General features: G+C 68.2%; 19 protein-coding genes and 1 pseudogene. 8 read left to right on the forward strand and 12 right to left on the reverse strand.

Going from position 1 to position 22,144, the window contains the following annotated elements; genetic code table 11:
* Positions 1-99: 99 nt before the first annotated feature.
* Together ACIGXJ_RS21005 and ACIGXJ_RS21010 are read right to left on the reverse strand one after the other, a co-directional pair.
* Positions 100-1,281 carry a methyltransferase domain-containing protein gene (locus tag ACIGXJ_RS21005; RefSeq protein WP_399647453.1) on the reverse strand — a complete coding sequence of 394 codons (1,182 nt, stop codon included), beginning with the start codon at positions 1,279-1,281 and terminating at the stop codon, positions 100-102.
* A gap of 4 nt (positions 1,282-1,285) precedes the next feature.
* Positions 1,286-1,420: a hypothetical protein gene (locus tag ACIGXJ_RS21010; protein WP_399647455.1), complete on the reverse strand. Its 135-nt coding sequence runs from the start codon at positions 1,418-1,420 to the stop codon at positions 1,286-1,288.
* 612 nt (positions 1,421-2,032) lie between these two features.
* Here ACIGXJ_RS21010 and ACIGXJ_RS21015 point away from each other — a divergent pair.
* The 3 genes and pseudogenes from ACIGXJ_RS21015 to ACIGXJ_RS21025 form a co-directional block, all read left to right on the forward strand.
* Positions 2,033-2,230 (forward strand): annotated as a pseudogene (locus ACIGXJ_RS21015) (helix-turn-helix transcriptional regulator); the annotation flags it as partial.
* Positions 2,231-2,353: 123 nt separating this feature from the next.
* Positions 2,354-3,244, forward strand: a complete 891-nt coding sequence (locus ACIGXJ_RS21020) for a hypothetical protein (protein WP_399648092.1) — start codon at positions 2,354-2,356, stop codon at positions 3,242-3,244.
* A 198-nt stretch (positions 3,245-3,442) separates the two neighbouring features.
* Positions 3,443-4,213 carry an HNH endonuclease gene (locus ACIGXJ_RS21025; protein WP_399647457.1) on the forward strand — a complete coding sequence of 257 codons (771 nt, stop codon included), beginning with the start codon at positions 3,443-3,445 and terminating at the stop codon, positions 4,211-4,213.
* 523 nt (positions 4,214-4,736) lie between these two features.
* On the opposite strand, the gene ACIGXJ_RS21030 is transcribed toward ACIGXJ_RS21025, so the two are convergent.
* The 4 genes from ACIGXJ_RS21030 to ACIGXJ_RS21045 all read right to left on the reverse strand — a co-directional run bounded on the left by ACIGXJ_RS21030 (position 4,737) and on the right by ACIGXJ_RS21045 (position 10,012).
* The gene (locus tag ACIGXJ_RS21030) at positions 4,737-5,057 is read right to left on the reverse strand and encodes a hypothetical protein (RefSeq protein WP_399647459.1); all 321 of its coding nucleotides are present in this window, start codon (positions 5,055-5,057) and stop codon (positions 4,737-4,739) included.
* Between the two features lie 356 nt (positions 5,058-5,413).
* Positions 5,414-5,893, reverse strand: coding sequence for a hypothetical protein (locus ACIGXJ_RS21035; protein ID WP_399647462.1), 480 nt, complete (start codon positions 5,891-5,893; stop codon positions 5,414-5,416).
* A gap of 11 nt (positions 5,894-5,904) precedes the next feature.
* On the reverse strand, positions 5,905-6,189 hold the full coding sequence (locus ACIGXJ_RS21040) for a hypothetical protein (RefSeq protein WP_399647464.1): 285 nt from the start codon (positions 6,187-6,189) through the stop codon (positions 5,905-5,907).
* Between the two features lie 2,125 nt (positions 6,190-8,314).
* Complete coding sequence (locus ACIGXJ_RS21045) at positions 8,315-10,012, reverse strand: recombinase family protein (RefSeq protein WP_399647467.1); 1,698 nt, start codon at positions 10,010-10,012, stop codon at positions 8,315-8,317.
* Between the two features lie 81 nt (positions 10,013-10,093).
* Here ACIGXJ_RS21045 and ACIGXJ_RS21050 point away from each other — a divergent pair, with 81 nt between their 5' ends.
* From ACIGXJ_RS21050 to ACIGXJ_RS21065, 4 genes are all read left to right on the forward strand, one after another.
* Positions 10,094-11,140, forward strand: coding sequence for a low temperature requirement protein A (locus ACIGXJ_RS21050; RefSeq protein ID WP_399647470.1), 1,047 nt, complete (start codon positions 10,094-10,096; stop codon positions 11,138-11,140).
* A gap of 59 nt (positions 11,141-11,199) precedes the next feature.
* The gene (locus ACIGXJ_RS21055; protein WP_399647473.1) at positions 11,200-12,228 is read left to right on the forward strand and encodes a P1 family peptidase; all 1,029 of its coding nucleotides are present in this window, start codon (positions 11,200-11,202) and stop codon (positions 12,226-12,228) included.
* Between the two features lie 160 nt (positions 12,229-12,388).
* Positions 12,389-13,603, forward strand: a complete 1,215-nt coding sequence (locus ACIGXJ_RS21060; protein ID WP_399647476.1) for an Ig-like domain-containing protein — start codon at positions 12,389-12,391, stop codon at positions 13,601-13,603.
* Positions 13,604-13,790: 187 nt separating this feature from the next.
* Entirely contained in the window at positions 13,791-14,534 is a 744-nt protein-coding gene (locus ACIGXJ_RS21065; protein ID WP_399647478.1) for a DUF6227 family protein, read from the forward strand.
* A gap of 183 nt (positions 14,535-14,717) precedes the next feature.
* On the opposite strand, the gene ACIGXJ_RS21070 is transcribed toward ACIGXJ_RS21065, so the two are convergent.
* The 6 genes from ACIGXJ_RS21070 to ACIGXJ_RS21095 all read right to left on the reverse strand — a co-directional run bounded on the left by ACIGXJ_RS21070 (position 14,718) and on the right by ACIGXJ_RS21095 (position 21,076).
* On the reverse strand, positions 14,718-14,972 hold the full coding sequence (locus ACIGXJ_RS21070) for a hypothetical protein (protein ID WP_399647481.1): 255 nt from the start codon (positions 14,970-14,972) through the stop codon (positions 14,718-14,720).
* A 106-nt stretch (positions 14,973-15,078) separates the two neighbouring features.
* On the reverse strand, positions 15,079-15,786 hold the full coding sequence (locus ACIGXJ_RS21075; protein ID WP_399647483.1) for a fructose-specific PTS transporter subunit EIIC: 708 nt from the start codon (positions 15,784-15,786) through the stop codon (positions 15,079-15,081).
* Entirely contained in the window at positions 15,780-17,267 is a 1,488-nt protein-coding gene (locus ACIGXJ_RS21080) for a fructose PTS transporter subunit IIA (RefSeq protein WP_399647485.1), read from the reverse strand. The genes ACIGXJ_RS21075 and ACIGXJ_RS21080 overlap by 7 nt, the downstream gene beginning before the upstream one ends.
* A 217-nt stretch (positions 17,268-17,484) precedes the next feature.
* On the reverse strand, positions 17,485-18,432 hold the full coding sequence (gene pfkB / locus ACIGXJ_RS21085; RefSeq protein ID WP_399647488.1) for a 1-phosphofructokinase: 948 nt from the start codon (positions 18,430-18,432) through the stop codon (positions 17,485-17,487).
* A complete protein-coding gene (locus ACIGXJ_RS21090) occupies positions 18,429-19,190 on the reverse strand; it encodes a DeoR/GlpR family DNA-binding transcription regulator (RefSeq protein ID WP_399647491.1) in 762 nt (253 codons plus the stop codon). Before ACIGXJ_RS21090 ends, pfkB begins: the two co-directional genes overlap by 4 nt.
* 263 nt (positions 19,191-19,453) lie before the next feature.
* On the reverse strand, positions 19,454-21,076 hold the full coding sequence (locus tag ACIGXJ_RS21095; protein WP_399647494.1) for an MFS transporter: 1,623 nt from the start codon (positions 21,074-21,076) through the stop codon (positions 19,454-19,456).
* Positions 21,077-21,138: 62 nt separating this feature from the next.
* Here ACIGXJ_RS21095 and ACIGXJ_RS21100 point away from each other — a divergent pair, with 62 nt between their 5' ends.
* Positions 21,139-22,104, forward strand: a complete 966-nt coding sequence (locus tag ACIGXJ_RS21100) for a helix-turn-helix transcriptional regulator (RefSeq protein WP_399647498.1) — start codon at positions 21,139-21,141, stop codon at positions 22,102-22,104.
* The last annotated feature ends 40 nt before the right edge of the window (positions 22,105-22,144 follow it).

Below are 22,144 nucleotides of genomic sequence, written 5' to 3' on the forward strand. Positions count from 1 at the left end.
ACGCAACAACACCTTAGCGCAGGGGCGTTGACCAGGGCAGATGAACGCGGGAAGCCCCGCCCGTGCGCTACGGCGGATGAGCACACGAACGGGGCCGGATCACAGGCTCCCACGGACCGGCACCGGGTTGTCCGGCGAGTCCAGCCACACACGCTCGCCGTCGCTGTCCACGGTGAGCCCGAACCGCTCGAATCCGGGGCGGCCCTGTTTCTCCCACCAGAGGTAGGCCGTTTCCACCTCGTTCCACAGCTTGCGCGGGCCGGACTGAAAGACCTCGAACTCTTCGCGGTCCGGCTCGTAATCCGCCGTTGCCCACGACGTGACGGCCGTATCCCGCAGCCACAGCGTGTACGAGCCGTCGTCGTAGTTCTCGGCCCAGGGGAATGCGCCGGGCACCTGAACGCCGATTGCGAACATCACCGGCCAGTCCCCCACGGCATCCGGCGAAACCGGCGTGACGCTGCGTACGCCGTCGGCAGGCCACTTCTTCCCACCGAGGTATTCACGGACGTGCGTGCGCTTCACTCGCTGATCGCGTAGCCGCATGAACGCGGACGACCCGATGAACGAGCCGTACGCCGAACCGTCCTCGGAAACGGTCAGCCGAACGACACCTTCCCCACCGTAGGTCGGCCCCCACGGCGCGACGATGATCCCGCCCGGTCGCGTCTGCCTGATCCATTGCCGGGGCACTCGGCCGATTGAGGCCGTGGCGATCACCCGGTCATACGGGGCCCCGTCGGCGTAACCCTCGGCCCCGTCCCCGATGATCGAGACAGGATCGAATCCGGCGCTATTCAGACGCTTACGTGCATCCCTCGCGCTGGCCCCGTCCACCTCCACCGTGAACACATTCTCGGAACCGACCCGGTGAGACAGCAGCGCGGCATTCCATCCGGTGCCCGTGCCGATCTCCAACACCCTCTGTCCGGCCTCGACGCTCAGCGCGTCCAGCATCGAGAAAACCATGGTCGGCATGGAGTTGGAGCTTGACGGGATCTTGCCTTTACCGGGCCCGGTGTACGCGCCGTCATCCCATTGCGTTGTGATCGGCGCATCCCGGTAGACAGCCGACCACCAGACCTCGGGTTCCTCGCTGCGGATCACCCGGTCATCCTGCCGGTTCATACCAGCACGACCGGGCCAAATCACATCCGGGATGAACAGGTGACGGGGCACCGCGTTGAACGCGGGCAACCAATCGCTTTTCAGCGCGCCACTTTCCATGAGAGCGGAGGCGAGCCCCTTGAGACCCGCCTCCTTTTCGCTGTCGGTGCTCATCGACTCACTTGCCGTCCGCCGGGCCCTGGCCGTCGTTCGTGTTCCCGCCCTCGTCCGACCCGCCGCCACCGTGCTTGTTTCCGCTGTTGCTGTCGTCCTGCGGGTTGCCGTCGGCCATGGTCAGCCACCAAGCGCGCATCGTGATTACCTCCAGAGATCCACTTCCCATCCCGCTTTTGCGGAACGAGTCTCGCAGCACCCGCCGAATGTCGAGCGGGAGACCGGCACACCGAATCAGCGGGCCGGAGTCTTGTTCCGAGGGTCGTCCGGGTGGCCGTAGTGCATGTGCTCGTACATCCCGAGAACGACGGCCCGCGCCACTTTCCGATTACCTCCGGTGATCGCTTCCTTTAGGTCGGACCGCAGCGCGTAGCACACCCGGCACGTTTCCGGGTCAGCGCGCCCGGTCTGAGGTATCCGCAGATCAAGGAGCAGCATTCCGGCCGCCCTTCCTTGTCGGGGTGCTCATGCCGGGCACTCGGCGTGGCGGTATCGGACAGCGGGACCGGCCGACACACGCTCATTTACGATCCGACGACACGGAGCAAGAGGCGTGATCGGTTTCGTGCACCTGGGGCACGTCTCGCCCTTTGGCGCGTAAGTCGTGTACTCGCGCTGTCGTGCGTCCGTGTCCGGCTCGGTCTGGCTCGCCATGGTCACCTCCCCTCGTCTCGGTCGGGAAGATCGTCACTCCGGAACAACGTCCGCACTAGCGGCCACGTGTAGGCCAACTGTCGGCCAGACTGAGTCCATGGGTAGCAGCGTTGGGGCCAACATCAAGCGAGAGCGTGAACGCCTCGGGTGGAGTCAGGCACGCCTAGCGCGGGAGGTCTGCCGGGCCGCTGGCGTCCAGGGCGAGCCGGTCGGCCGCCAAGAGGTGAGCCGATGGGAGATAGGGAAGCGCACACCGCGCGAATGGCTGCCGTTCCTCGCTGGCGCACTCGGCGTTCCCGTGGATGCCCTCAAAGCCCCTCAGTCGCCCCCTGAACCGCCTTTGCCGACCCTGGCCGACTTCCTGCCCGAGGAAGACCCGCTAGAGCCTCTGAGCACCCGTACAGGGGGCAGAGTCGGGATGCGTCAGGTGGACGAGTTGCAACAGCGGGTGCACGGTCTACGGCTGGCCGATGACGTGCTAGCCGGTGGGGATCTGATGCGGCCCGCGCTGCGTGAACTCCGCAGAGCCGTCCGCCTGTACCGCGAGCACAGCTACGCCGACATGACGGGACGTCAGATGTTGCGTCAGATTGGTGAGCTAGCCCAAATCGCCGGATGGATCGCCAGCGACGCAGGACAGTTGGAGGAAGCCGAACGGATTTACCGTCTCGGCCTCAGCGCAGCCACGCAAGCCGAGGACCGAACGCTAGCCGGAAACCTCGCTGGATCGCTCGCCTACCAATTCGCCAATACAGGCAGGGAAGTTGAGGGGCTAGACCTTTCACGCGCCGCATTGGACGGGGCCGGGCCGGACGCCCCACCGAAAGCTCGCGCGCTATATCTCGACCGTGTCGCTTGGGCCCACACGAAAGCGGGCGGTACCGAGAATGCGCAACAGGCAATGCGCGCCCTCGGGGAGGCGAGTCAAGCACTCAGCGAGGACAGCGAGGGAATCGAATCTCCCGCCTGGCTTTACTGGGTGGACGCTGGAGAACTCCAAGTCATGGAAGCGCGCGTAATGACTGAACTTCGCCGACCGCTCCGCGCTGTCCCCTTGTTGCGTGATGTGCTCGGCCGATACGACGCCACACACACCCGCGAATTGGCACTCTACAGTTCGTGGTTGGCCGTGGCGCTGGCCGATGGTGGCGAACCCGAGGAATCAGCGGCCGTTGCCGAACGGGTCATCTCGCTATCAGCGGACGTCGCCAGCGAGCGCACTGCGGAACGGGCGCGCGTTGTCCTCGCCCGACTCGCTGAATACGCCGACGTCCCCGAGGTTCGGGCCATCCTCGACGCTGCGGCCTAGAGACGCGCGAAAACCCTTGGAATCTAATGCCGCGAGACTCCTTCGGATCACTGGCCACGGCACCTGCACCGACAGCCGGCCGTTTCACCCCGCCTTTCTATCGAAAGCACCCCAGAAACGCAGAACGCCCCGCACCAGCCACCAATGAGGCAGCAGGTACGGGGTCGACGATGCATTATTTCTTTGCGAGGTTGAAGCATGGGCATCTCAGAGAAGACCCGAAAGATTCTGTGGGTTCAGGCGGGCGGCCTCTGCGCCATCTGCAAAGAGCAAGTGGTCACCCCTGGGACCGCAACAGACGACCCCTCTGTATTTGGCGAGGAAGCGCATATCGTCGCACGTTCAGAAGGCGGTCCACGCGCGGGAGGGCTCGCAGAGGACCTGATTAACCATCACACGAACCTCATTCTATTGTGCAGCAAGGATCACAAACGGGTGGATGATCAGCCCGAACACTTCACTGTGGAACGGCTGCGGCTAATCAAATCGGAACATGAAAAGTGGGTACGTTCCGTGCTGGATGCCGACGAAACACGCTTGAGGCTAGTGCCCGATCCATTGTTCCCTCAGCCTAAAGTGCTAAAGCTGATCACGCGCGGAAACCCGCTCTGGAACATGCTCAAAGAGAGCGTCACCTTCGAATACGCCTTGCCGGACCATCTGAATGACGACGATGAAGACTTGATCATCGAGTTCATGGATCTGTTGCGCGATTACCTCGACATAGCCGGGGAGCTTGTAAGCGCCCGAGAAAATCGGGACGCAGAGAAGGCGATACAGCAGTACATCAGCCGCCTCGCTGAGCGCGAATTCTTGGTGGGTGCCTATGTCCGCCACATGCTTTTGAAGGGTGGGAGCGCTGAGGCTCCAACCCCATGGCCCATGCTCAGAGTCGAGGTGCAGCCCGCAACGTTGGCAGAGGTCACAGACAAGAATGGCACCCCTTATCCCCGTAAGACCGGGACTTAAGCCCAGGGATTCGCCCACCAAAACGCTCTGATTAGCCATCGTGGATTTTTCCCTCCCTGCCGCGCCGAAAAAGGGCGGGAGGGGAGGCACCCCCCACCCCCATAGTCAGAACGGCGGCACATCATCGAACCGAACACCCTGCACGCGCTGTTCCGCCTCGCGCTGGCTTCGCCTCTCAGCGAGGAATCCGCCCGGCTCGCGCTTAGGACGTTCCTTGGCATCGCACGCCCTGCACAGTGGCCGAAGGTGCGTCACGGCATCAGGGTTCGGCTCGCCCCTTGCTATGAGGTCGCGCCGCGAGACTGGCCAATGGTCCGCGACTTGCGCGCGCTGGCCGCAGAGAACACACCAAGGGTTCCGGTAGATAAACCTCGGCTGCACACGCTCACGCCACCCACGGCCGTATGAACTACCGCCCCGATTCTCACGCTGACTCGCGCGCTGCTTGGTGTGTTCAGCGCACGTGCCATCTTTCCCTCGCACCAATTCGGGGCACCCCGGTTGCGCACATGGGCGGGGTGGCTTACTCGGCATGAGGGCCGTCCTCGTCGGGAATGAGGGTTATCTCGTAAGCGTGCGGGTGTTCCTCGTAGCCGTTCACGTTCTCGACTTCCACCCACACGGACCGGCATCCGTCAAAGGGAACGTGCAGCATGACCTGAGACCCGGTGAGGCATGCACGCGCCAGCATTTCCCCGCTATCGCCATACGCGGCCACATCGAAGCCGTGCTCACAGCGAATGGTCGGTTGCACCATCAGAATTCCGGCGTGGATATCGCCGACCGGTACGGCCTCAGTGCTGTAGGTGGCACCGGTCGATATGGCTGCAACGTCGTTCAGCATGAGATTCCTTCCCGCCAGCGAACACGCCAGCGAGGTTGCGTGGGGAGGTTTCCGCAGCTCACGGTGGGGGCCAGAAAACGCCGGCTTTCACCCCCAGGTAGCGGCAGCAACGGGTCACAGCGCTACGCGGGCGGGGATGACCGGCGGGTTGATCGGGTTACCGGCAGCGTCCCGAGGGGTCACGTCGAATCCAATTCGCCGCCCGTCCGGCAATTTCACGTATTCGACGCCCCGCCGCATGACGGTTCCTCGATAACCAGGGGGCACAGAATCGGCCCACGCTGGTGAGCCATCGGGCAACCGGGGAAAGTGCGGGTATTCGAAATCGGGACCGGGGTCAAGAGCATCCAGCGGCATTACTCGACCTCACTCACAAGCCACTTAGCATCAAGTTCGTCTGCTAGGTCGGCAGCGTGAAGAGTGGCAGCGCGGGAAATTGCGTCATCCAACTGAGCGGCAATCATCACGTCGCGGTGAGTCAGATGAGCCGCGAAATTGTCGGCCGGGTGCTCGCCATGCAGACGGAAATACGCGTCCCGCGCGTGCTGCCGAACCGCATTCCGCTTTGCGCGCGCCACCCAGAAGACAGCCACGGCGGCGACCGGATCTACCCCCTCGTAAACAGCGTCACCAGCAGACTTGGAACCGGCCTCCATCAGTTCGGCGTCGAGCTTTTCCCACTGTGCCAGGAACTCAGTGTCTAGCTCGCGCTGCTTAGCTGCACGCTCAGCGGCGATCTGCTCGGCCTTTGCGAGTTCGGCGGCCTCAGCGGCCTCTAGGTCCTGCTGAGCCTTGAGGGCGGCAGCGCGTGCCTTATCGATTCGTGCGTTAGACATTGGTGAGCCTTTCAGGAAGCGTCGGACAGCGAGCGATACGCGGCGGCAATCCGATCCTCACCGGTCGAATTCGCCGGGCCTGTAACGTCTCGACCGGAAGCGGCAGCAGCCTTACGCCCTTCGGTATAGAAGCCCAGGGCGAGCCGGGTCTCAGGGCTCAGATGCCCACCATTGGCCGCGAGCTTGGCGGCGTTCTCCATTTCGGCGCTGTAGTTCCAAGACTCTGCGCGGGAGCGCAGGACACTCGCAATGGTCTCGTCGGACATGCCGGAGTCAATGTGATCACGAATAGTCATGAATCCTCCTTGAGGGTAAGGCCCGCGATATAGCCTCGCCGGGCCGTCTGGAAGTGGGGATAGCCCGCGCTGTCAACGAGTCGCAAGAGCGATTGCATGGGCACCGGGCCTAGGCCATTTCTGCCTGCCCAGCGGTTAACCGCAGCGCTTAGCGCGTATTGGTCGACATAGCGGCCGTCCGTGGTGGTTGCGCGCAACGCCCCGAATACAACAGTGCGGAACGCGGCATCGTTGTGCACTGCGGAACCTCCAGCAGATATACAAAAGGGCCCCCTTACTCGGCCTCTGCACAGGCTAAGTAAGGGGGCCCATCAGCGAGGTACGCCGTCCATGCGCGCGTAATCCAACTCGCCGAAGAATGAGGGGATGCGGGTGCAGCCGCGACGACAGCGCCACCTAGGAACATTCCCAGGTGTTCAGCGATGGGCCGGGCAATAGTTCACCCGGCCCACCTCGTTCGCTGACGAGAGGAGATGTTGATCTCCACACGCTCCAGAGAGTGAGTTGGCTAAGTGCGGACGCCGGATTTCCGAAGAAAGCCCACCAGGAGCGTCGCATTGATATCGAAACGTGACCAGCCGGCTTCCGGCCCTAACGCGTCCCTAGGGGCCTCCGCCGAATGCTTGGGCAGGGAAGTCCGGCGAGCCGCTAAACGGCACTCAGACGGCCACTCAGGGACTTACAGCGAGGCCGCCCGCTTGCCTTGCCGCCATGCTTCCTTCCGGTGTGCGGCCGAACAGTATTTCCGTGCCCGGCCGGTACCGGACCAACCCGCGTTATTCCCGCACCCGTCGAGCTGGCACACAGCGTCCTCACGCGACTCGTAACCGGCCTCTCGTGCCTGCGCCGCACACCCCGCCGAGCAATACCGCTGACGGCCGTTCCTGGGGTCGAATACGTCCCCGCAGCGCTCACAGTCCTTCCCCATGCGCTTTGCCCGCTCCTCAGCAGCCGTGAGGCCCCTAGCGCGCCTGTGCGCTTGTCGGCACCGGTCGGCGCAGTACCGCTTTTGGCGGCCGGTCAGAGGGGTGTCGCAAACGTCGCAGGTTGGATCACCAAAATCCACAGTCTTTTACTCCTCCTGGGGGTGTGACGTTCCTCGTTGTAGATGACCGCGTTCGTCGTTTGCTAGTAAGACTCCTATAGGTATATCTAGAATGTAGTTCACTTCTACACTTATACATTTCTAGAGTTTCTTTACTAGCTTGCCGCCCCTCGCTGTGCCTTGAGTTTCTTGTTTTGATAGGCCGCGCGGTCCCGGCAACGCTTCCCGCAGTAGAGGGCGGTACGGCCCGGCTGTCCCGGCTCCCTGTAAGGAATCGGGTTCTTACACGTGGGAAGTGCGCATTCCTGGCCGGTCAAGACGGACTCAACGATGCCTAGGGCCGCCTCAAGGTGCTCATAGGTGTAAGCAAGGGAGCTGAAAGGGGTGCGCGTAGTCTGACCGCTGAGCCCGTCTCCTGCCTCCCGGTGCGCTGCCCGTAGCACTGTAAGCAATTCGGTGTAGTTAGGAATTTCCATGCTTTCGGTCTCCGTTCATTCGGCGGAATCAATGTTCGGGTGTCCGCGCTTTCGGCTTAACCAGAGACAACCCTCAGCGCTTTCGGCGTAATCAGCGCAAAGGAAAACCCCGCCATCTCTGACGGGGTCTCTTTCATGCAGCCTCAGCGATCAGCAGCGCCAGCCGGGCGGCCTGTAGGTCCGGGGAGTTGCCAAGGTTCTTTCGGAAGGCCCGAACGAGTCGGCCGCGCTTTGTGTCCCTCTCGCTGGCCCACGAGTCCATTCGGGCACTGAGCGTTTCAAGGTCAAGGGTGTTCGTGATGGGCACCGCGCAACCTCCCTGCTGTCTCTCCTGTGCGGTTTCGCGGTCCAGAGAGGGTGTGAGTTAAGCGCTGTGCGCTCGCCAGACGGCCTCACGGTGGTGCGGCGGAGGAACGCGCCAGCGAGGCAGCAACGACGGCCTACAGGGGCGCCGGTTGGCCTCTATCGGGGTCGCTGTCGGCGGGCGCGGACAGACCCACGGCACGAGCAAGCCCTAGGAGCCTCTGGGCGGCCGTCTGCGGCATGCAAAAAGGGCTCGACGGGAAGTCCATCCCGCCGAGCCCCTCCGAGTGCCTTACAGGGCTTACAACCCCTCGGCCTTACGGCGCTGGCGCGTTTGTTCAACCAACCCCATGGCGCTGTCCATTGCTGCCAGCGCTGACGGGTCCTTCTCGTCCCGCCACTCGACAACGAGCCGATCAAGGATCGGCGTCCGGTCGCCCTTGTACTTGGCCGGGGTGATCGTCACAGACTTGACGGCCGCTTTCAGGAGTGCTCGCCGCCCCTCGATTCCCTCGCTGTCCCAAATGGCCATTAGTGCTTCCGGGTCCATCAGCGGAGAAAGGTCGGCCTCTTGCGAGAGGTCAGCCAACTCCTTTTTGAGTTCCGTGATTTGGGCCGAGACTTGTTCGCGGAGCCGGTCGAACTTCTCTTCATCCATGCGGCCGAGGACAAAGAACTCTTTCTCCAGCTTCATTTCTCGACCCACAGCACCTTCCAGCGCTGCCGACACCTTGCGCTTGTGTGCATCCTTGGCCGGGTCCTGATAGCTGAGCCAGCGGCGCGCGATGTTCTGAATGGTTTCCGACTCCGGGGCCAGGCTAGAAATATGACTGATCCAGAGTTGCGTCATGGCGTCCTCTACTCGATCCCGCTGTGTGGCGGCGCCCTTGCACACGGACGGCCCCTGCATGGCGCGTGTCCGGCAGTTGTAGTTCCGCCCGCCGTTTCCCATGATCCCCCCGCAGTGCGGGCACTTGAAGAGATCAGTAAGGATCGTGACCGGCTGGCGGATTCCTCGGCGCTTGTCACCGATGGCAGAACCACTACCCGCGCGGGACCGGCCGGTGATCAGCGCACGAATCCTCAAGAGTTCGTCGTAAGTGACGACGTACTCGCCGCAGGAGACAGGGTTTCCCTTGGCGTCCAACAGCGGGTCGGAGCAGCGCCGGTATTTGCCGGTGAAGTTCCCGTGTTCGTCAAGGGCTCTTTCCCGCTGCGGCACCAGACCCGCCCATGCAACAGACATGGTCATGTGAATGATGGTTTGCGCACGCCACTTCTTCCCGTGTCGGGTAGTAATTCCCTCTCTGTTCAGCTCCTCGGCAATGCTGGCCGGTGTGCGCGTCTTCAGCAGGAGATCAGCGATGCGGCGAGAGATTGGGTATTCCTTGTTTCGCCGCAGCTTTCCGGACCCCTTGGGCGACTCCAGACCGAACGGCGTGACTCCGCCCGGCCACCGTCCCTCAGCCTTGTTGGAGTCGATGCCGATTTTCGTGAACTCGGCAATGTCCTTCGCCTGGTCGCGCGCTTGCTCCGAGAGAATCGCCAGGACCGTACGGGCGTACCGAGAATCAAGGTGCTCGGCGCACACGTAGATACGTGCCTGTCGCTCCTCGAAAGTGTCCATCAACAAGCCGACTTGCCCCATGCCTCGGCGGGAAAGGCGAGAGGTCTTGAGTACATACAGCGTCTTGGACAGACCGGCCACGACTGCCGCTGTGGCACTTTCAAATTCCTCGCGCCGGACGTATGACTTGCTCGCGCTTTTCTGCTCGAACCAAACGCGCCGGATCTGAGTGTTATCCCGTCGTGCCTGATCGCACATGATGCGCACGTGTGCCCGCAGCGAGGAAAGGGTGTCCTTTTTCTTGGAGCGTCGAACGTACATCTCTGCCAGCGCGGCTGGTTCGCCGGTAGCCGGTTCCCACAGCCCAAGTTCCTTGAGTTCGTCGTCCTCGAAACCGAGGGCGCGCAGCGCGGGGAGGTCTTCCCGTTCCATCTGTCATCCGTTCGCCGAAGTCGTACCGCCCTCGGCTTGCGGTGCCGTCGCTCCCACCGGGGACCCTTTGGGGTACTCCCAGTGAGTGAGCTAAGAACCGCAGGTCAGAGCGGTGTTGCTCCGTTGGCTCACGGGTGGGCCTGGATGAACTTCACATGGTTCGCCTCGGCGTACGACAACGACGACGTGCTGTACCGGGTGGTCACCCTGGTGCAGATCGCGGGCGTGCTGGTGCTCGCCGCCGGTGTCTCCCGGGCCTTCGAGGAGCACGACTTCCTCGTCGTCTGGCTGGGTTACGCCATCATGCGGCTGGCCATGGTCGCGCAGTGGCTGCGGGCCGCGCGGTCGGCCCGGGGCGCCGAGAGAACCGTCGCGCTGCGCTACGCGGGCGGCGTGCTGCTCTGCCAGGTCGGCTGGCTGGGGCTGCTGTTCCTGCCGGAAGGCGGCAGGCCCTGGGCGTTCCTGGTGATGGCGCTGGCCGAACTGTGCGTGCCCGTCTACGCCGAGCGGCACTCTCAGACGTCCTGGCATCCGCACCACATCGCCGAGCGGTACGGACTGTTCACCATCATCGTGCTGGGCGAGACGATCGCCGCTGCGACGGTCGCGGTGAAGACGGGCGTGGACGAGCACGACGCGCTCGCCGACCTGCTGCCGATCGCCACGGGTGGGCTGCTGATCGTCTTCTCCGCCTGGTGGATCTACTTCGTGGTGCCCATCCACGGCCATCTGCGCTCCAGCCGGCAGGCGTTCCTGTGGGGCTACGGCCACTACCTGATCTTCTCCTCCGCGGCGGCGATCGGCGCGGGTCTGGAGGTGGCCGTCGAGCAGGCGGTCGGCAAGGCGCACATCTCCACGCTGGCCGCCTCGGCCGCCGTCACCCTGCCCACCGCCCTGTACCTGATCACCCTCTGGCTGCTGCACTCCCGCCACTTCAAGGTGGGCATGGTCCAGCAGGCCGTGCTGCCCGTGACGGCGCTGGCCGTCATCTGCTGCACGTTCCTGGGCGAGTGGGCGGTGCTCGCCGCGGGTCTGGTGTCGGCGCTCGCGGTGGTGACCGGTACGACGCTGACGGCGCGCATGGTGGCGAGGGAGCGCACGGCGAAGGCGGCCGCGCCGGTGTCCTGACACCACGCCGGGAACGGGCGGGGCCCTGCGCGGCCCCGGAGCGGGCAAGACTGGTCCCCATGACAGTCGACGCTCTGACGGACGTCGCCGGCCTGCGCGTGGGTCATGCCACCCGCACCGGCGACGGATGGCTCACCGGCACCACGGTCGTCCTTGCTCCCGAGGGCGGCGCGATCGCCGCCGTGGACGTGCGGGGCGGCGGCCCCGGCACCAAGGAGACCGACGCCCTCGATCCGCGCAACGTGGTCCAGAGGATCGACGCGATCGTGCTGACCGGGGGCAGCGCGTACGGGCTCGACGCGGCCTCCGGCGTGATGGCCTGGCTGGAGGAGCGGGGTCGCGGGGTGCCCGTCGGGCCGGACCCCACGCATGTCGTGCCGGTCGTTCCGGCCGCGTGCGTCTTCGACCTGGGCCGCGGCGGGGACTTCCGGGCCCGGCCGGACGCCGCCACCGGGCGGGCCGCCGTCGAGGCGGCCGCGGCGAGCGGGACGGGCGCCCCGGTGCCCGAAGGGTGCGTGGGTGCGGGCACGGGCGCGGCGGTCGGGCCGCTGAAGGGCGGGGTCGGCACGGCGAGCGTCGTGCTCGCCTCCGGCATCACCGTCGCCGCGCTGGTGGTGGCCAACGCGGCGGGCTCGGCGATGGACCCGGAGACGGGCGCGCTGTACGGGGAATGGTTCGAGGGGCGCCTGGAGCGGCCCGGGGCGCGGGTGCACGCCGCCGCGTGCCGGCGCCTCGCCGAGACCGCGGCGAGAAGCGCGCCGCCCCCGTTGAACACCACCCTCGCCGTGGTCGCCACCGACGCGGATCTGTCGCGGGCGCAGGCGCAGAAGCTGGCGGGCACGGCGCACGACGGGATCGCGCGTGCCGTGCGGCCGGTGCATCTGCTCAACGACGGTGACACGGTGTTCGCGCTGGCGACGGGCGCGCTGCCGTTGGACGCCGGGCGTCCGCTCGCCCTGAACGAGATCCTCGCCGCGGGCGCGGACGCGGTGACCCGCGCCGTCGTCAGCGCGGTGCGCGCCGCGCGGTCCGTGGACGGGCCGGGCGGGACGTGGCCGTCCTATGAGGAGCTGTACGGGCCTCGGTGAGCGCGTTAGGCCCCCAACACCGTTGCTGTTGCGGGTGATTGTCCCGGTTCTGTCACCGATGGCGCCACAAGCGCCGGCCTGGGAACCCATTCGCCGCCGTCCGCCTCTTTTCCCACGCAGTGCAGCGGACCACGCACATCGGACGAACTGGGAGCAGCCCGTGACAACGCCGGACATAGCCTCGCGGCGCAAGGTGGTGGCCTGTGCCGCCCTGATGGTCGGCGCCCTCACCCTGACCGCGTGCGGCGGCAGCGCCAGCGCCGACAACGGAAAGAACGGCGACGGCGACGCCGAGAAGTCGGCGCCGCGGATCGTCATCTCGGCGAAGGACGGCTCGACGACGGCGTCGATCAACACGACCGGTGTGCAGGTCACCGACGGCAGGCTGACCGCTGTGAGGATGACCGAGGCCGAGACGGGCGAGGCGGTGCCGGGGGCGCTGTCGGCGAACGGCACGAGCTGGAAGCCGAAGGAGCAGCTGGAGCGCGGGACGGCGTACCGGATCGCGGCGACCGCGAAGGACGGCGAGGGCCGGACGATCTCGGCGGACTCGCGGTTCACGACCGTGTCGGAGGAGAACAGCTTCATCGGCACGTACGTGCCGGACGGCGGGGCGACGGTCGGCGTGGGGATGCCGGTGTCGTTCACCTTCGACAAGGAGATCAGCGACAAGAAGGCCGTGCAGTCGCACATCACGGTCACGTCCGACAGCGGGCAGAAGGTGGTCGGGCACTGGTTCGGCGCCCAGCGGCTCGACTTCCGGCCGCAGGAGTACTGGAAGGCCGGCTCCAAGGTCACGATGAAGATCGACCTGGACGGCGTACAGGGCGCGAACGGCCTCTACGGCGTGCAGAAGAAGACCGTCACCTTCACCGTCGGCCGCTCGCAGGTCTCCACGGTGGACGCCGCCACGCAGACGATGACGGTCGTGCGGGACGGCATCACCCTCAAGACGGTGCCGATCTCGGCGGGCAGCCCGGAGAACACCACCTACAACGGGCAGATGGTGATCTCCGGCAAGTGGGAGCAGATGCGGATGGACGGCTCGACGGTCGGCTTCGCCGGGCAGTACGACATCCCGGACGTGCCGCACGCGATGCAGCTGACCCAGTCCGGGACCTTCGTCCACGGCAACTACTGGTACGACAAGGGCAATCCGCCCTTCGGCCGCGCGGGCACGAGCCACGGCTGCGTGGGGCTCGAGGACGCGCAGGGGGCGCAGGGGGACACGACCGGCAAGTGGTTCTTCGACAACTCGCTCGTCGGGGACGTGGTGATCGTGAAGAACTCCCACGACGAGACGGTGGCGCCGGACAACGGGCTCAACGGCTGGAACATGGCGTGGAGCGACTGGGTCGCGGGCAGCGCGGTCTGACCGCCCGGGAGCGCCCGAAAACGGCGCCCACCAGCGGATTTTGACAGGACGTCGGGCCGCGCGGGAACTTCTCCGGCGGCCCGGCCGTTTTCCCCGCGTACGTTTTCTCGGTTCCCGGACATGATGTCCGACCGAGGGGCTACGGTATGCACCCACAAGGTGACATGCAGCGACGCCGGGAGAAACCTTGAGCGTTCCGTACGAGACCGCAGCGTACGAACCACACGAGTCGCCGGAGTCTCCGGAGGAGCATCTCGCGCGACTGCTCGGCCGCGCCCTGAACTCCTTCGAGCTGCCCGACGACGTGATACGGCGCCTCGACACCGCGCTGGCGCACGACAGTTCGCTGCACTCCGCGCACCACAGCGAGGGCCGGCACCGCGAGACGTACCGGCACACCTGGCTGCTGGCCGACGGATCGGCGCTCACCCTGTGGGAGCTGGTGCACGACACCGCCTCGGGCGGCGCGCAGCACGAGGTGTACGCCGACGAGGAGGAACTGGGCACGGCCACCAGCCGGCTCCCGCTGCCGCCGGAGACCCCGGACTTCGAGCTGCCGGTCCTCGCGCCGCTGCCGCCCCTGCCGGGCCCTCGCCACGCGTACGTGCCCGACGACTCCGCCGACCACGCGCGCCGGCTGCTGCGCCGGGCGGAGAACCCGGACCGGCCCGGGGCGGAGATCGCGGCGCTGCTGGCCTCGGCGTTCGCACACCAGATCACGCAGGCCTTCGGGCGTCCGTGCCGCGCGGGCCGGATCGGGCTGGGTTTCTCGCTCTACGAGCACGCGTTCCTGCTGCGTGACGGCAGGGAGCTGTCCCTGTGGGAGGTCGAGCACACGGCCACGCCCGACGGACGGCACATGTGCGAGGTGTACGCCAGCGAGGACGCGGCCCGCGAGGCGATGGAGCGGCGCGCGGCGCAGGTCTCCTGAGCCTTCGGCCCCGTAGGGCCTGACCGCGTGGCCCGTAGGGGCCCGATCCGGTGGCCGGTAGGACCCGATCCGGTGGCCGGTAGGGCCCGATCCGGTGGCCGGTAGGGCCTGACCCCGTGGCTCCCGCAGGGTCTGACCCCGTGGCTCCCGTAGGGCCTGACCCCGTGGCCCGTAGGCCCGGCTTCAGTGGCCGTCGGCGAGGCGGCGTACCAGGCCCGCGAAGGCGGCCTTCTCGGCCGGGGTCAGTTCGACGGCTTCCCGGTCGGGGCCCGACTGCCGTTGGCGCGGGAGGGCGGACAGGGCTGGGCGCGGGTCGGCTGTGGTGGCGCCGATGCCGTCGCGCCTCAGGATGCGGGTCACACCGATCACCCAGGCGACGGCCGCCAGGGCGAGGACGGCGACGCCCGCCCACGGGAGGATCGAGACGTGCTCAGGCATGCGCCCCAGTACACACCACGGTCCGGGACTTTGGCCCCGGACCGTGATGTATCTCGCAGGTGGTGCAGCGCGGCACCAATGGGACAAGCGCCCGCGGGTGCCGCGGTCAGGCCGCCACGGCCTGACCGGCCCGTGAGGAGGGCGCCGGGGCGTCCCCGGCCTCGGTCGCCGTCGCGTCGGGGGCCTGCTTGCGCATGCTCTTCAGTACGACGACCAGGGCCGTGGTGACCGCGACGCCCGCGGCGACGGCGAGGAGGTAGAGGAAGGGGTTGCCGATCAGGGGCACCACGAAGATGCCGCCGTGCGGGGCGCGCAGCGTCGCACCGAAGGCCATCGACAGGGCGCCGGTGACCGCGCCGCCCGCCATGGAGGCGGGGATGACCCGCAGCGGGTCGGCCGCGGCGAACGGGATCGCGCCCTCGGAGATGAAGGAGGCGCCGAGAACCCAGGCGGCCTTGCCGTTCTCGCGCTCGGTGCGGTCGAACAGCTTGCCGCGGACCGTCGTGGCCAGGGCCATGGCCAGCGGGGGGACCATGCCGGCGGCCATCACCGCGGCCATGATCTTCATCGCGGAGTCGCTGGGGTCGGCGACGGCGATACCGGCGGTGGCGAAGGTGTAGGCGACCTTGTTGACGGGTCCGCCCAGGTCGAAGCACATCATCAGGCCGAGGAGGGCGCCGAGCAGGAGGGCGTTGGTGCCGGTGAGGCCGTTCAGCCAGTCGGTCATCGCCTTCTGGGCGGAGGCGATGGGCTTGCCGATCACCACGAACATCAGGAAGCCCACGATCGCCGCGGAGATCAGCGGGATCACCACCACCGGCATGATGCCGCGCAGCGCAGCCGGGATGCGCGCACCCGCTGGATGGCGAGCACCACCGCACCGGCGATGAGCCCGGAGGCCAGACCGCCGAGGAAGCCGGCGTTGATGGTGAGGGAGATCGCGCCGCCGACGAAGCCGGGGACGAGACCGGGCCGGTCGGCCATGCCGTAGGCGATGTATCCGGCGAGGACCGGCACGAGGAAGCCGAAGGCGACCGCGCCGATCTGGAAGAACAGCGCGCCCCAGCTGTCCGCCTGGCTCCACACGAAGTGGTCCATGACGGAAGGGGATTCGTTGATCTGGTAGCCGCCGATCGCGAAGCCCAGGGCGATGAGCAGACCGCCCGCGGCGACGAACGGGACCATGTAACTGACCCCGGACATCAGCCACTTGCGGAGCTTGGTGCCGTAGCCCTCGCCGGACGCGCCCGCCCGCTCGACCGGCGTACCGGCCGCGGTGAGCGCCCCCGTGCCCAGCTCGCCGCGTGCGGCCCTGTCGCGGACCTCGGCGATCAGTTCGGCGGGGCGGTTGATGCCCGCCTTCACACCGACGTCGACGGTGGGCTTCCCGGCGAAGCGGTCCTTGTCGCGTACGGGCACGTCGTGGGCGAAGATCACGCCGTCCGCGGCGGCGATGACGGCGGGGTCGAGCCGGGTGAAGCCGGCCGAGCCCTGCGTCTCGACGGCGATGACGACGCCTTCCTCGTGGCCGGCGTTCTCCAGGGACTCGGCCGCCATGTAGGTGTGTGCGATACCGGTCGGGCAGGAGGTGACGGCGACGATCCGGAACGGCCGGGGCGCGGCCTCCTCGGGGCCGGGGTCCGTGGTGGCGCCGGCGGAGGCCGCCACCGGCGCCACCACGGGGTTCTCGGGGACGGCGGGGGTCTCCTCCGCCTCCGCCGCCGCGGGCTCGTCCGTCCGGTCCTTCTGGTTCGCCTGGTCCCTCAGGTCGCCCTGGTCCTCCTGCTCGCCCCTGTACTCCAGGTCACCCTGGTCCTCCTGGTCCTCCCGGTCTCCTTCGTCTCCCTGGTTCCCCTCGTCCCCGCGGATGAGCGCGGCCGCGGCGGCCGGGGCGTCCACGGCGCGCAGGGCGTCGGTGAACTCGGCGTTCATCAGCTGCCGGGCCAGCGAGGACAGGATGCTCAGATGGGCGTCGTCGGCGCCTGCGGGCGCGGCGATCAGGAAGATCAGGTCGGCGGGGCCGTCCGCGGCACCGAAGTCGATCCCCGCCGTGCTGCGCCCGAAGGCGAGCGTCGGCTCGGTGACATGGGCGCTGCGGCAGTGCGGGATGCCGATGCCGCCGTCCAGGCCGGTCGGCATCTGTGCCTCCCGCGCGGCCACGTCGGCGAGGAAGCCCTCCAGGTCGGTGACCCGGCCCAGGGCGACCATGCGCTCGGCGAGGGCCCGCGCCGCCGCTTCCTTGGTGTCGGCGGACAGGTCGAGATCGACCAGGTCCGCGGTGATCATGTCGCTCATCGCGGGCTCCTTCGGACGCGTATCGCCCGTGGGGTGGGGAGGGCGGGGGTGAGGGTGGGGACGGGGGCCGAGGAAGGGGCGGGGGCTGAGGAGGGGGCGGGGGCTGAGGAGGGGGCGGGGGCTGCGGCTTCGGCGGAGGCGGAGAGGGCGAGGACGGAACCGGTGCACCGGGCAAGTACCGACCCGGTGCGCCGAGCGCGCCGATGCACGTCGTACGTCATGACACCGGCTCCCTCAGCTCACGGTCCACCGGCACATCCGTAGCGACCGTGACCGCGGAGAGGTCGAGGTCGGACGGGGTCGGCATGACGCTGCCGGGAAGCTGTACGGCGGCCGCGCCGTGGGCGACGGCCGAGGCGAGGGCCTCGGGGCCGTGGCCGCCCGCGATGAGGAAGCCGGCCAGGGAGGAGTCGCCGGCGCCCACGTTGGAGCGCACGACGGTGACCCGCGCGCTGCCGAACCACGTGCCCGCGTCGTCCACCAGCAGCTGTCCGTCGGCGCCCAGGCTCGCGAGGACGGCTCGGGCACCCCGCTCGCGCAGTTCCTCGGCCGCCTTCAGCGCGTCGCCCACCGTCGCCAGGGGCCGCCCGACGGCTTCCGCGAGCTCCTCCGCGTTCGGCTTCACCACGTCGGGCCGGGCGGGCAGCGCCTCCAGCAGCGCACGTCCCGAGGTGTCCAGGGCGATCCGCGCGCCCCCGGCGTGCGCCCGCGCGACCACGTCGGCGTACCAGGAGGGGGCAAGCCCGCGCGGCAGGCTCCCGCAGCAGGCGATCCAGTCAGCGCCGGCCGAGCGGTCGCGCACCGTCTCCAGGAGCAGCTCCTGCTCGGCCGCAGTCAGCTCCGGGCCGGGCGCGTTGATCTTCGTGAGCACCCCGTCGGACTCGGCGAGCGCGATGTTGGAGCGGGTGGCTCCGGCGACCGGCACCGGCGCGACCTCGATGCCCTGTGCCTGGAGCAGGTCGGCCACGAGCGCTCCCGGAGCACCGCCCAGGGGCAGTACGGCGACCGTGCGCCGGCCGGCGGCCGCGACGGCCCGCGAGACGTTCACGCCTTTGCCGCCCGGGTCCATGCGCTCGCCGGTGGCGCGGATGACCTCGCCGCGCTCCAGGGCGGGGACCTCGTAGGTGCGGTCCAGGGACGGGTTGGGCGTGACGGTGAGGATCATGCGCGTACTACTTCCGTGCCGCCGCGCTCGATGGCGGCCGCGTCTTCGGGGCTCAGCCCGCTGTCGGTGATCAGCAGGTCCACGTCGCTCAGGTCACCGAAGCGGGCGAAGTGCTCCTGCCCGTGCTTGGCGGAGTCGGCGAGCAGCACGACCCGGCGGGCCGCCGCCATCGCGGCGCGCTTCACCGCGGCCTCCGCCAGGTCGGGGGTGGTCAGGCCGTGCTCGGCGGAGTAGCCGTTGGCCGCGACGAACAGCACGTCCGCGCGGATCTCGCCGTACGCCCGCAGCGCCCAGGCGTCGACGGCGGCGCGGGTCCTGTGCCGTACGCGCCCTCCGACGAGGTGGAGCTGGATGCCGGGGTGGTCGGCGAGGCGGGCGGCGATGGGCAGGCTGTGCGTGACCACGGTGAGGGATGCCTCCAGCGGGACGGCGGCGGCCAGGCGGGCCACCGTCGTGCCGGCGTCGAGGACGAGCGTGCCCTCCAGGGGCAGCTCCGCCACGGCGGCCTTCGCGATGCGGTCCTTCTCGTCGGCGGCGGTGCCCTCGCGCTCGGTGAGGTCCGGCTCGAAGTCGAGGCGGCCGGCGGGTATGGCACCGCCGTGGACCCGGCGCACGAGACCGGCGCGGCCGAGGGCCTTCAGATCGCGCCGGATCGTCTCCGCCGTCACCTGGAACTCCTCGGCCAGCGACAGCACGTCCACCCGGCCGCCCTCACGGGCGAGGCGGAGGATCTCCTGCTGCCGCTCCGGTGCGTACATGTCCGTTCGCCTCCGATGTATGACCGAATGTGTGGTTCCTACGGGGGAGGCTACGCGCGAACGGGGCTAGAAGTAAACAGGCTCGGGCGTTCTTCCAACACAAACGGGCATCCGCCCCGTCCCGCATCGGCTGCGGAAAAGGGGCGGATGCCCGTTCACGTCCCCGGCGCGGTCGCCGGTTCAGTGCTCAGTGGTTCAGTGGTCAGTGGTCAGTGGTCAGTGGTTCAGTGCTCAGTGGTTCAGCGGCTCAGCGGCTCAGCGGCTCAGCGGCTCAGACCTGCCAGCGCGTCCTGCGTGCCCTGGGTGTCCTGCGTGCCCTGCGCCTCCTCCGTCTTCCGCGGTCCCTGCGACGCCTCGGCACCCTCCGGCTGGGCGGCGTCCGCACCCTCCGGCCCGGCGGCGTCCGCACCCTCGGGTCCCGCCACCACCGGTCGCTTCGGCAGCGCGAACATCAGCAGGAAGATCACGCCCATCACCCCGGCGACCCAGCCCAGCGCGTACTGGAAGGCGTCCACGAAGGCCGGCCCCGTCCGGACAGGGGTGAGCCCCTCGTCGATGACCCCGAAGAAGACGACCGACACCAGGCCGAGCCCGAGGGCGTTGCCCATCTGCTGCACCGTGTTGATGAGCCCGGACGCCGAACCGGCGTGCTCGCGCGGCACCTCCGAGAGGATCGCGTCGGTGAGCGGGGCGAAGATCAGGCCCATGCCGGCGCCCATGACGATCAGCGGCAGCGCCATCTGCCAAGGGGTGATGCCCTGGCCGTAGCGCTCGGACTCCCACAGGTACAGCAGCACTCCGGTCGCCATGACCAGCGCGCCCGCCTGGAGCACCTTCCGCCCGAACCGCGGCACCAGCTTCTGCACGGACATCCCGGCCGCCACCGACACGGCGATGGAGAACGGCACCCCGGTCAGGCCGGCCTTCAGCAGGCTCCAGCCGAGGCCGATCTGCAGGTACAGCGTCCACACCAGGAAGAAGATGCCGAGTCCGACGCCGAAGACGACCTGCACGGCGATGCCCGCGGCGAAGCTCTTCACCCGGAACAGCGACAGCTCGATCAGCGGGGAGCCGTCCCGCGCGGTCTTGCGCCGCTCGTACGCCACCAGCACGCCGAGGACGACAAGCGACCCGGCCATCGAGACGTAGCCCCACAGCGGCCAGCCCAGCTCGCGGCCGCGGGTGAGCGGGTAGAGCAGCATGAGCAGACCCAGCGTCACCAGGCCCACGCCGGCCAGGTCCAGCTTCAGCGCCTTCGGGGCGCGCGACTCGGTGATGAACGCGCGGCCGAGCAGCAGACCGGCGATGCCGACGGGCAGGTTGATGAGGAAGATGGGCCGCCATTCGAGGCCGAACAGGTTCCACTCCGTCAGCAGGGCGCCCAGCAGCGGGCCGAGCACCGCGCCCATGCCCACGATCGCTCCGAACAGGCCGAACACCTTGCCGCGTTCGTGTGCGGGGAAGGTCGCGTGCACGATCGACAGCACCTGGGGCACCATCAGCGCGGCCATGGCGCCCTGCAGGATGCGCGCGGCGACCAGCATGTCCGGGTTCGCCGCGAACCCGCACAGCGCCGAGGCGACCGTGAAGCCGCCGATGCCGATCAGGAACAGCCGCTTGCGCCCGTGGATGTCCCCGAGCCGCCCGCCGGTGATCAGCCCGGCGGCGAACGCGAGGGCGTATCCGGCGGTGATCCACTGGATGTGGCTGAAGGTGGCGCCGGTGTCCTTCTGTATGGACGGGATGGCGATGTTGACGATCGTGACGTCGACGAGGTCCATGAAGGCCGCCGTCATGACGATGGCGAGGGCGAACCAGCGGCGCCGGTCGGCCGGCGCCTGCGTCCCTTGCCCCTGCGTCCCTGAAAGCTGAGCGGTGGAGGTCATGCGTCAAAGCTAGAGGTCCATTAGGTCAGATCATGTCCTAGATCTGCGGCATCCTGAACGACATGACGACGGACACCCCGGCACGACTCCTCCAGTTGCTGTCCCTCCTCCAGACGCCCCGCGAATGGCCCGGCGGCGAGCTCGCCGACCGGCTCGGGGTGTCCCGGCGCACCGTGCGGCGGGACGTCGACCGGCTGCGCGAACTGGGCTATCCGGTCCAGGCGACCAAGGGCTCCGACGGCGGCTACCGCCTGGTCGCGGGCAAGGCGATGCCGCCCCTCGTGCTGGACGACGAGGAGGCGGTGGCGATCGCGGTCGGCCTGCGCGCGGGCGCCGGACACGCGGTCGAGGGCGTCGACGAGGCGTCGGTGCGGGCGCTGGCCAAGCTGGAGCAGGTGCTGCCCGCCCGGCTGCGGCACCGGGTGACCACCCTCCAGGCCGCGACGACCGCGCTGACCAGCGGCGACGGCCCGAGCATCGCGCCCGAGACGCTCACCGTGATGGCCTCGACGGTGGCCGGCCAGGAACGTCTGCGCTTCGCCTACCGCGCCAAGGACGGCACCGAGTCCCGTCGGCTGACCGAGCCCTACCGGCTCGTCTCGACGGGCCGCCGCTGGTACCTCGTCGCCTACGACCTCGACCGCGCCGACTGGCGCACCTTCCGCGTCGACCGGGTCAGCGAGCCGTTCGCGACCGGCGCCCGCTTCACCCCGCGCGAGCTGCCGACCGGCAGCGCCGCCGAGTACCTGCGCCAGTCCATCCACCGGCGCCAGGAGACCTACGACTACACGGTCACCTTCGCCGCGTCCGCCGAGGACGTCGCCGCCCGGCTCCCCGCCTGGCTGGGCCCGCCCGAACCCCTGGACCCCGGCCGCTGCCGCCTGCGCGCCACCACCGGCGACCCCGTGGAGTGGCTGGCCGTACGCCTCGCCATGTCGGGCTTCGACTTCACGGTCCAGGAACCCGCCGAACTGGTGGCCTGCGTACGGCAGTTGGGCGCCCGTCTGACACGGGCGGCGGCGAGCTGAGGCGCCGGGCCGGCGCCCTCACCGAAGCCGGGCGGCAGGG

Source organism: Streptomyces sp. NPDC053367, from assembly GCF_044545925.1.
Classification (GTDB): domain Bacteria; phylum Actinomycetota; class Actinomycetes; order Streptomycetales; family Streptomycetaceae; genus Streptomyces.

Excerpts from the sequence above, each read along its gene's own strand:
- ACIGXJ_RS21090 (WP_399647491.1), bottom strand. The coding sequence starts at position 19,190 with ATGTACGCACCGGAGCGGCAGCAGGAGATCCTCCGCCTCGCCCGTGAG.
- ACIGXJ_RS21095 (WP_399647494.1), bottom strand. The coding sequence starts at position 21,076 with ATGACCTCCACCGCTCAGCTTTCAGGGACGCAGGGGCAAGGGACGCAG.
- ACIGXJ_RS21100 (WP_399647498.1), top strand. The coding sequence starts at position 21,139 with ATGACGACGGACACCCCGGCACGACTCCTCCAGTTGCTGTCCCTCCTC.
- ACIGXJ_RS21020 (WP_399648092.1), top strand. The coding sequence starts at position 2,354 with ATGCGTCAGGTGGACGAGTTGCAACAGCGGGTGCACGGTCTACGGCTG.
- ACIGXJ_RS21040 (WP_399647464.1), bottom strand. The coding sequence starts at position 6,189 with ATGACTATTCGTGATCACATTGACTCCGGCATGTCCGACGAGACCATT.
- ACIGXJ_RS21030 (WP_399647459.1), bottom strand. The coding sequence starts at position 5,057 with ATGCTGAACGACGTTGCAGCCATATCGACCGGTGCCACCTACAGCACT.
- ACIGXJ_RS21080 (WP_399647485.1), bottom strand. The coding sequence starts at position 17,267 with ATGAGCGACATGATCACCGCGGACCTGGTCGATCTCGACCTGTCCGCC.
- ACIGXJ_RS21055 (WP_399647473.1), top strand. The coding sequence starts at position 11,200 with ATGACAGTCGACGCTCTGACGGACGTCGCCGGCCTGCGCGTGGGTCAT.
- ACIGXJ_RS21010 (WP_399647455.1), bottom strand. The coding sequence starts at position 1,420 with ATGCGCGCTTGGTGGCTGACCATGGCCGACGGCAACCCGCAGGACGAC.
- ACIGXJ_RS21025 (WP_399647457.1), top strand. The coding sequence starts at position 3,443 with ATGGGCATCTCAGAGAAGACCCGAAAGATTCTGTGGGTTCAGGCGGGC.
- ACIGXJ_RS21035 (WP_399647462.1), bottom strand. The coding sequence starts at position 5,893 with ATGTCTAACGCACGAATCGATAAGGCACGCGCTGCCGCCCTCAAGGCT.
- pfkB (WP_399647488.1), bottom strand. The coding sequence starts at position 18,432 with ATGATCCTCACCGTCACGCCCAACCCGTCCCTGGACCGCACCTACGAG.
- ACIGXJ_RS21045 (WP_399647467.1), bottom strand. The coding sequence starts at position 10,012 with ATGGAACGGGAAGACCTCCCCGCGCTGCGCGCCCTCGGTTTCGAGGAC.
- ACIGXJ_RS21070 (WP_399647481.1), bottom strand. The coding sequence starts at position 14,972 with ATGCCTGAGCACGTCTCGATCCTCCCGTGGGCGGGCGTCGCCGTCCTC.
- ACIGXJ_RS21005 (WP_399647453.1), bottom strand. The coding sequence starts at position 1,281 with ATGAGCACCGACAGCGAAAAGGAGGCGGGTCTCAAGGGGCTCGCCTCC.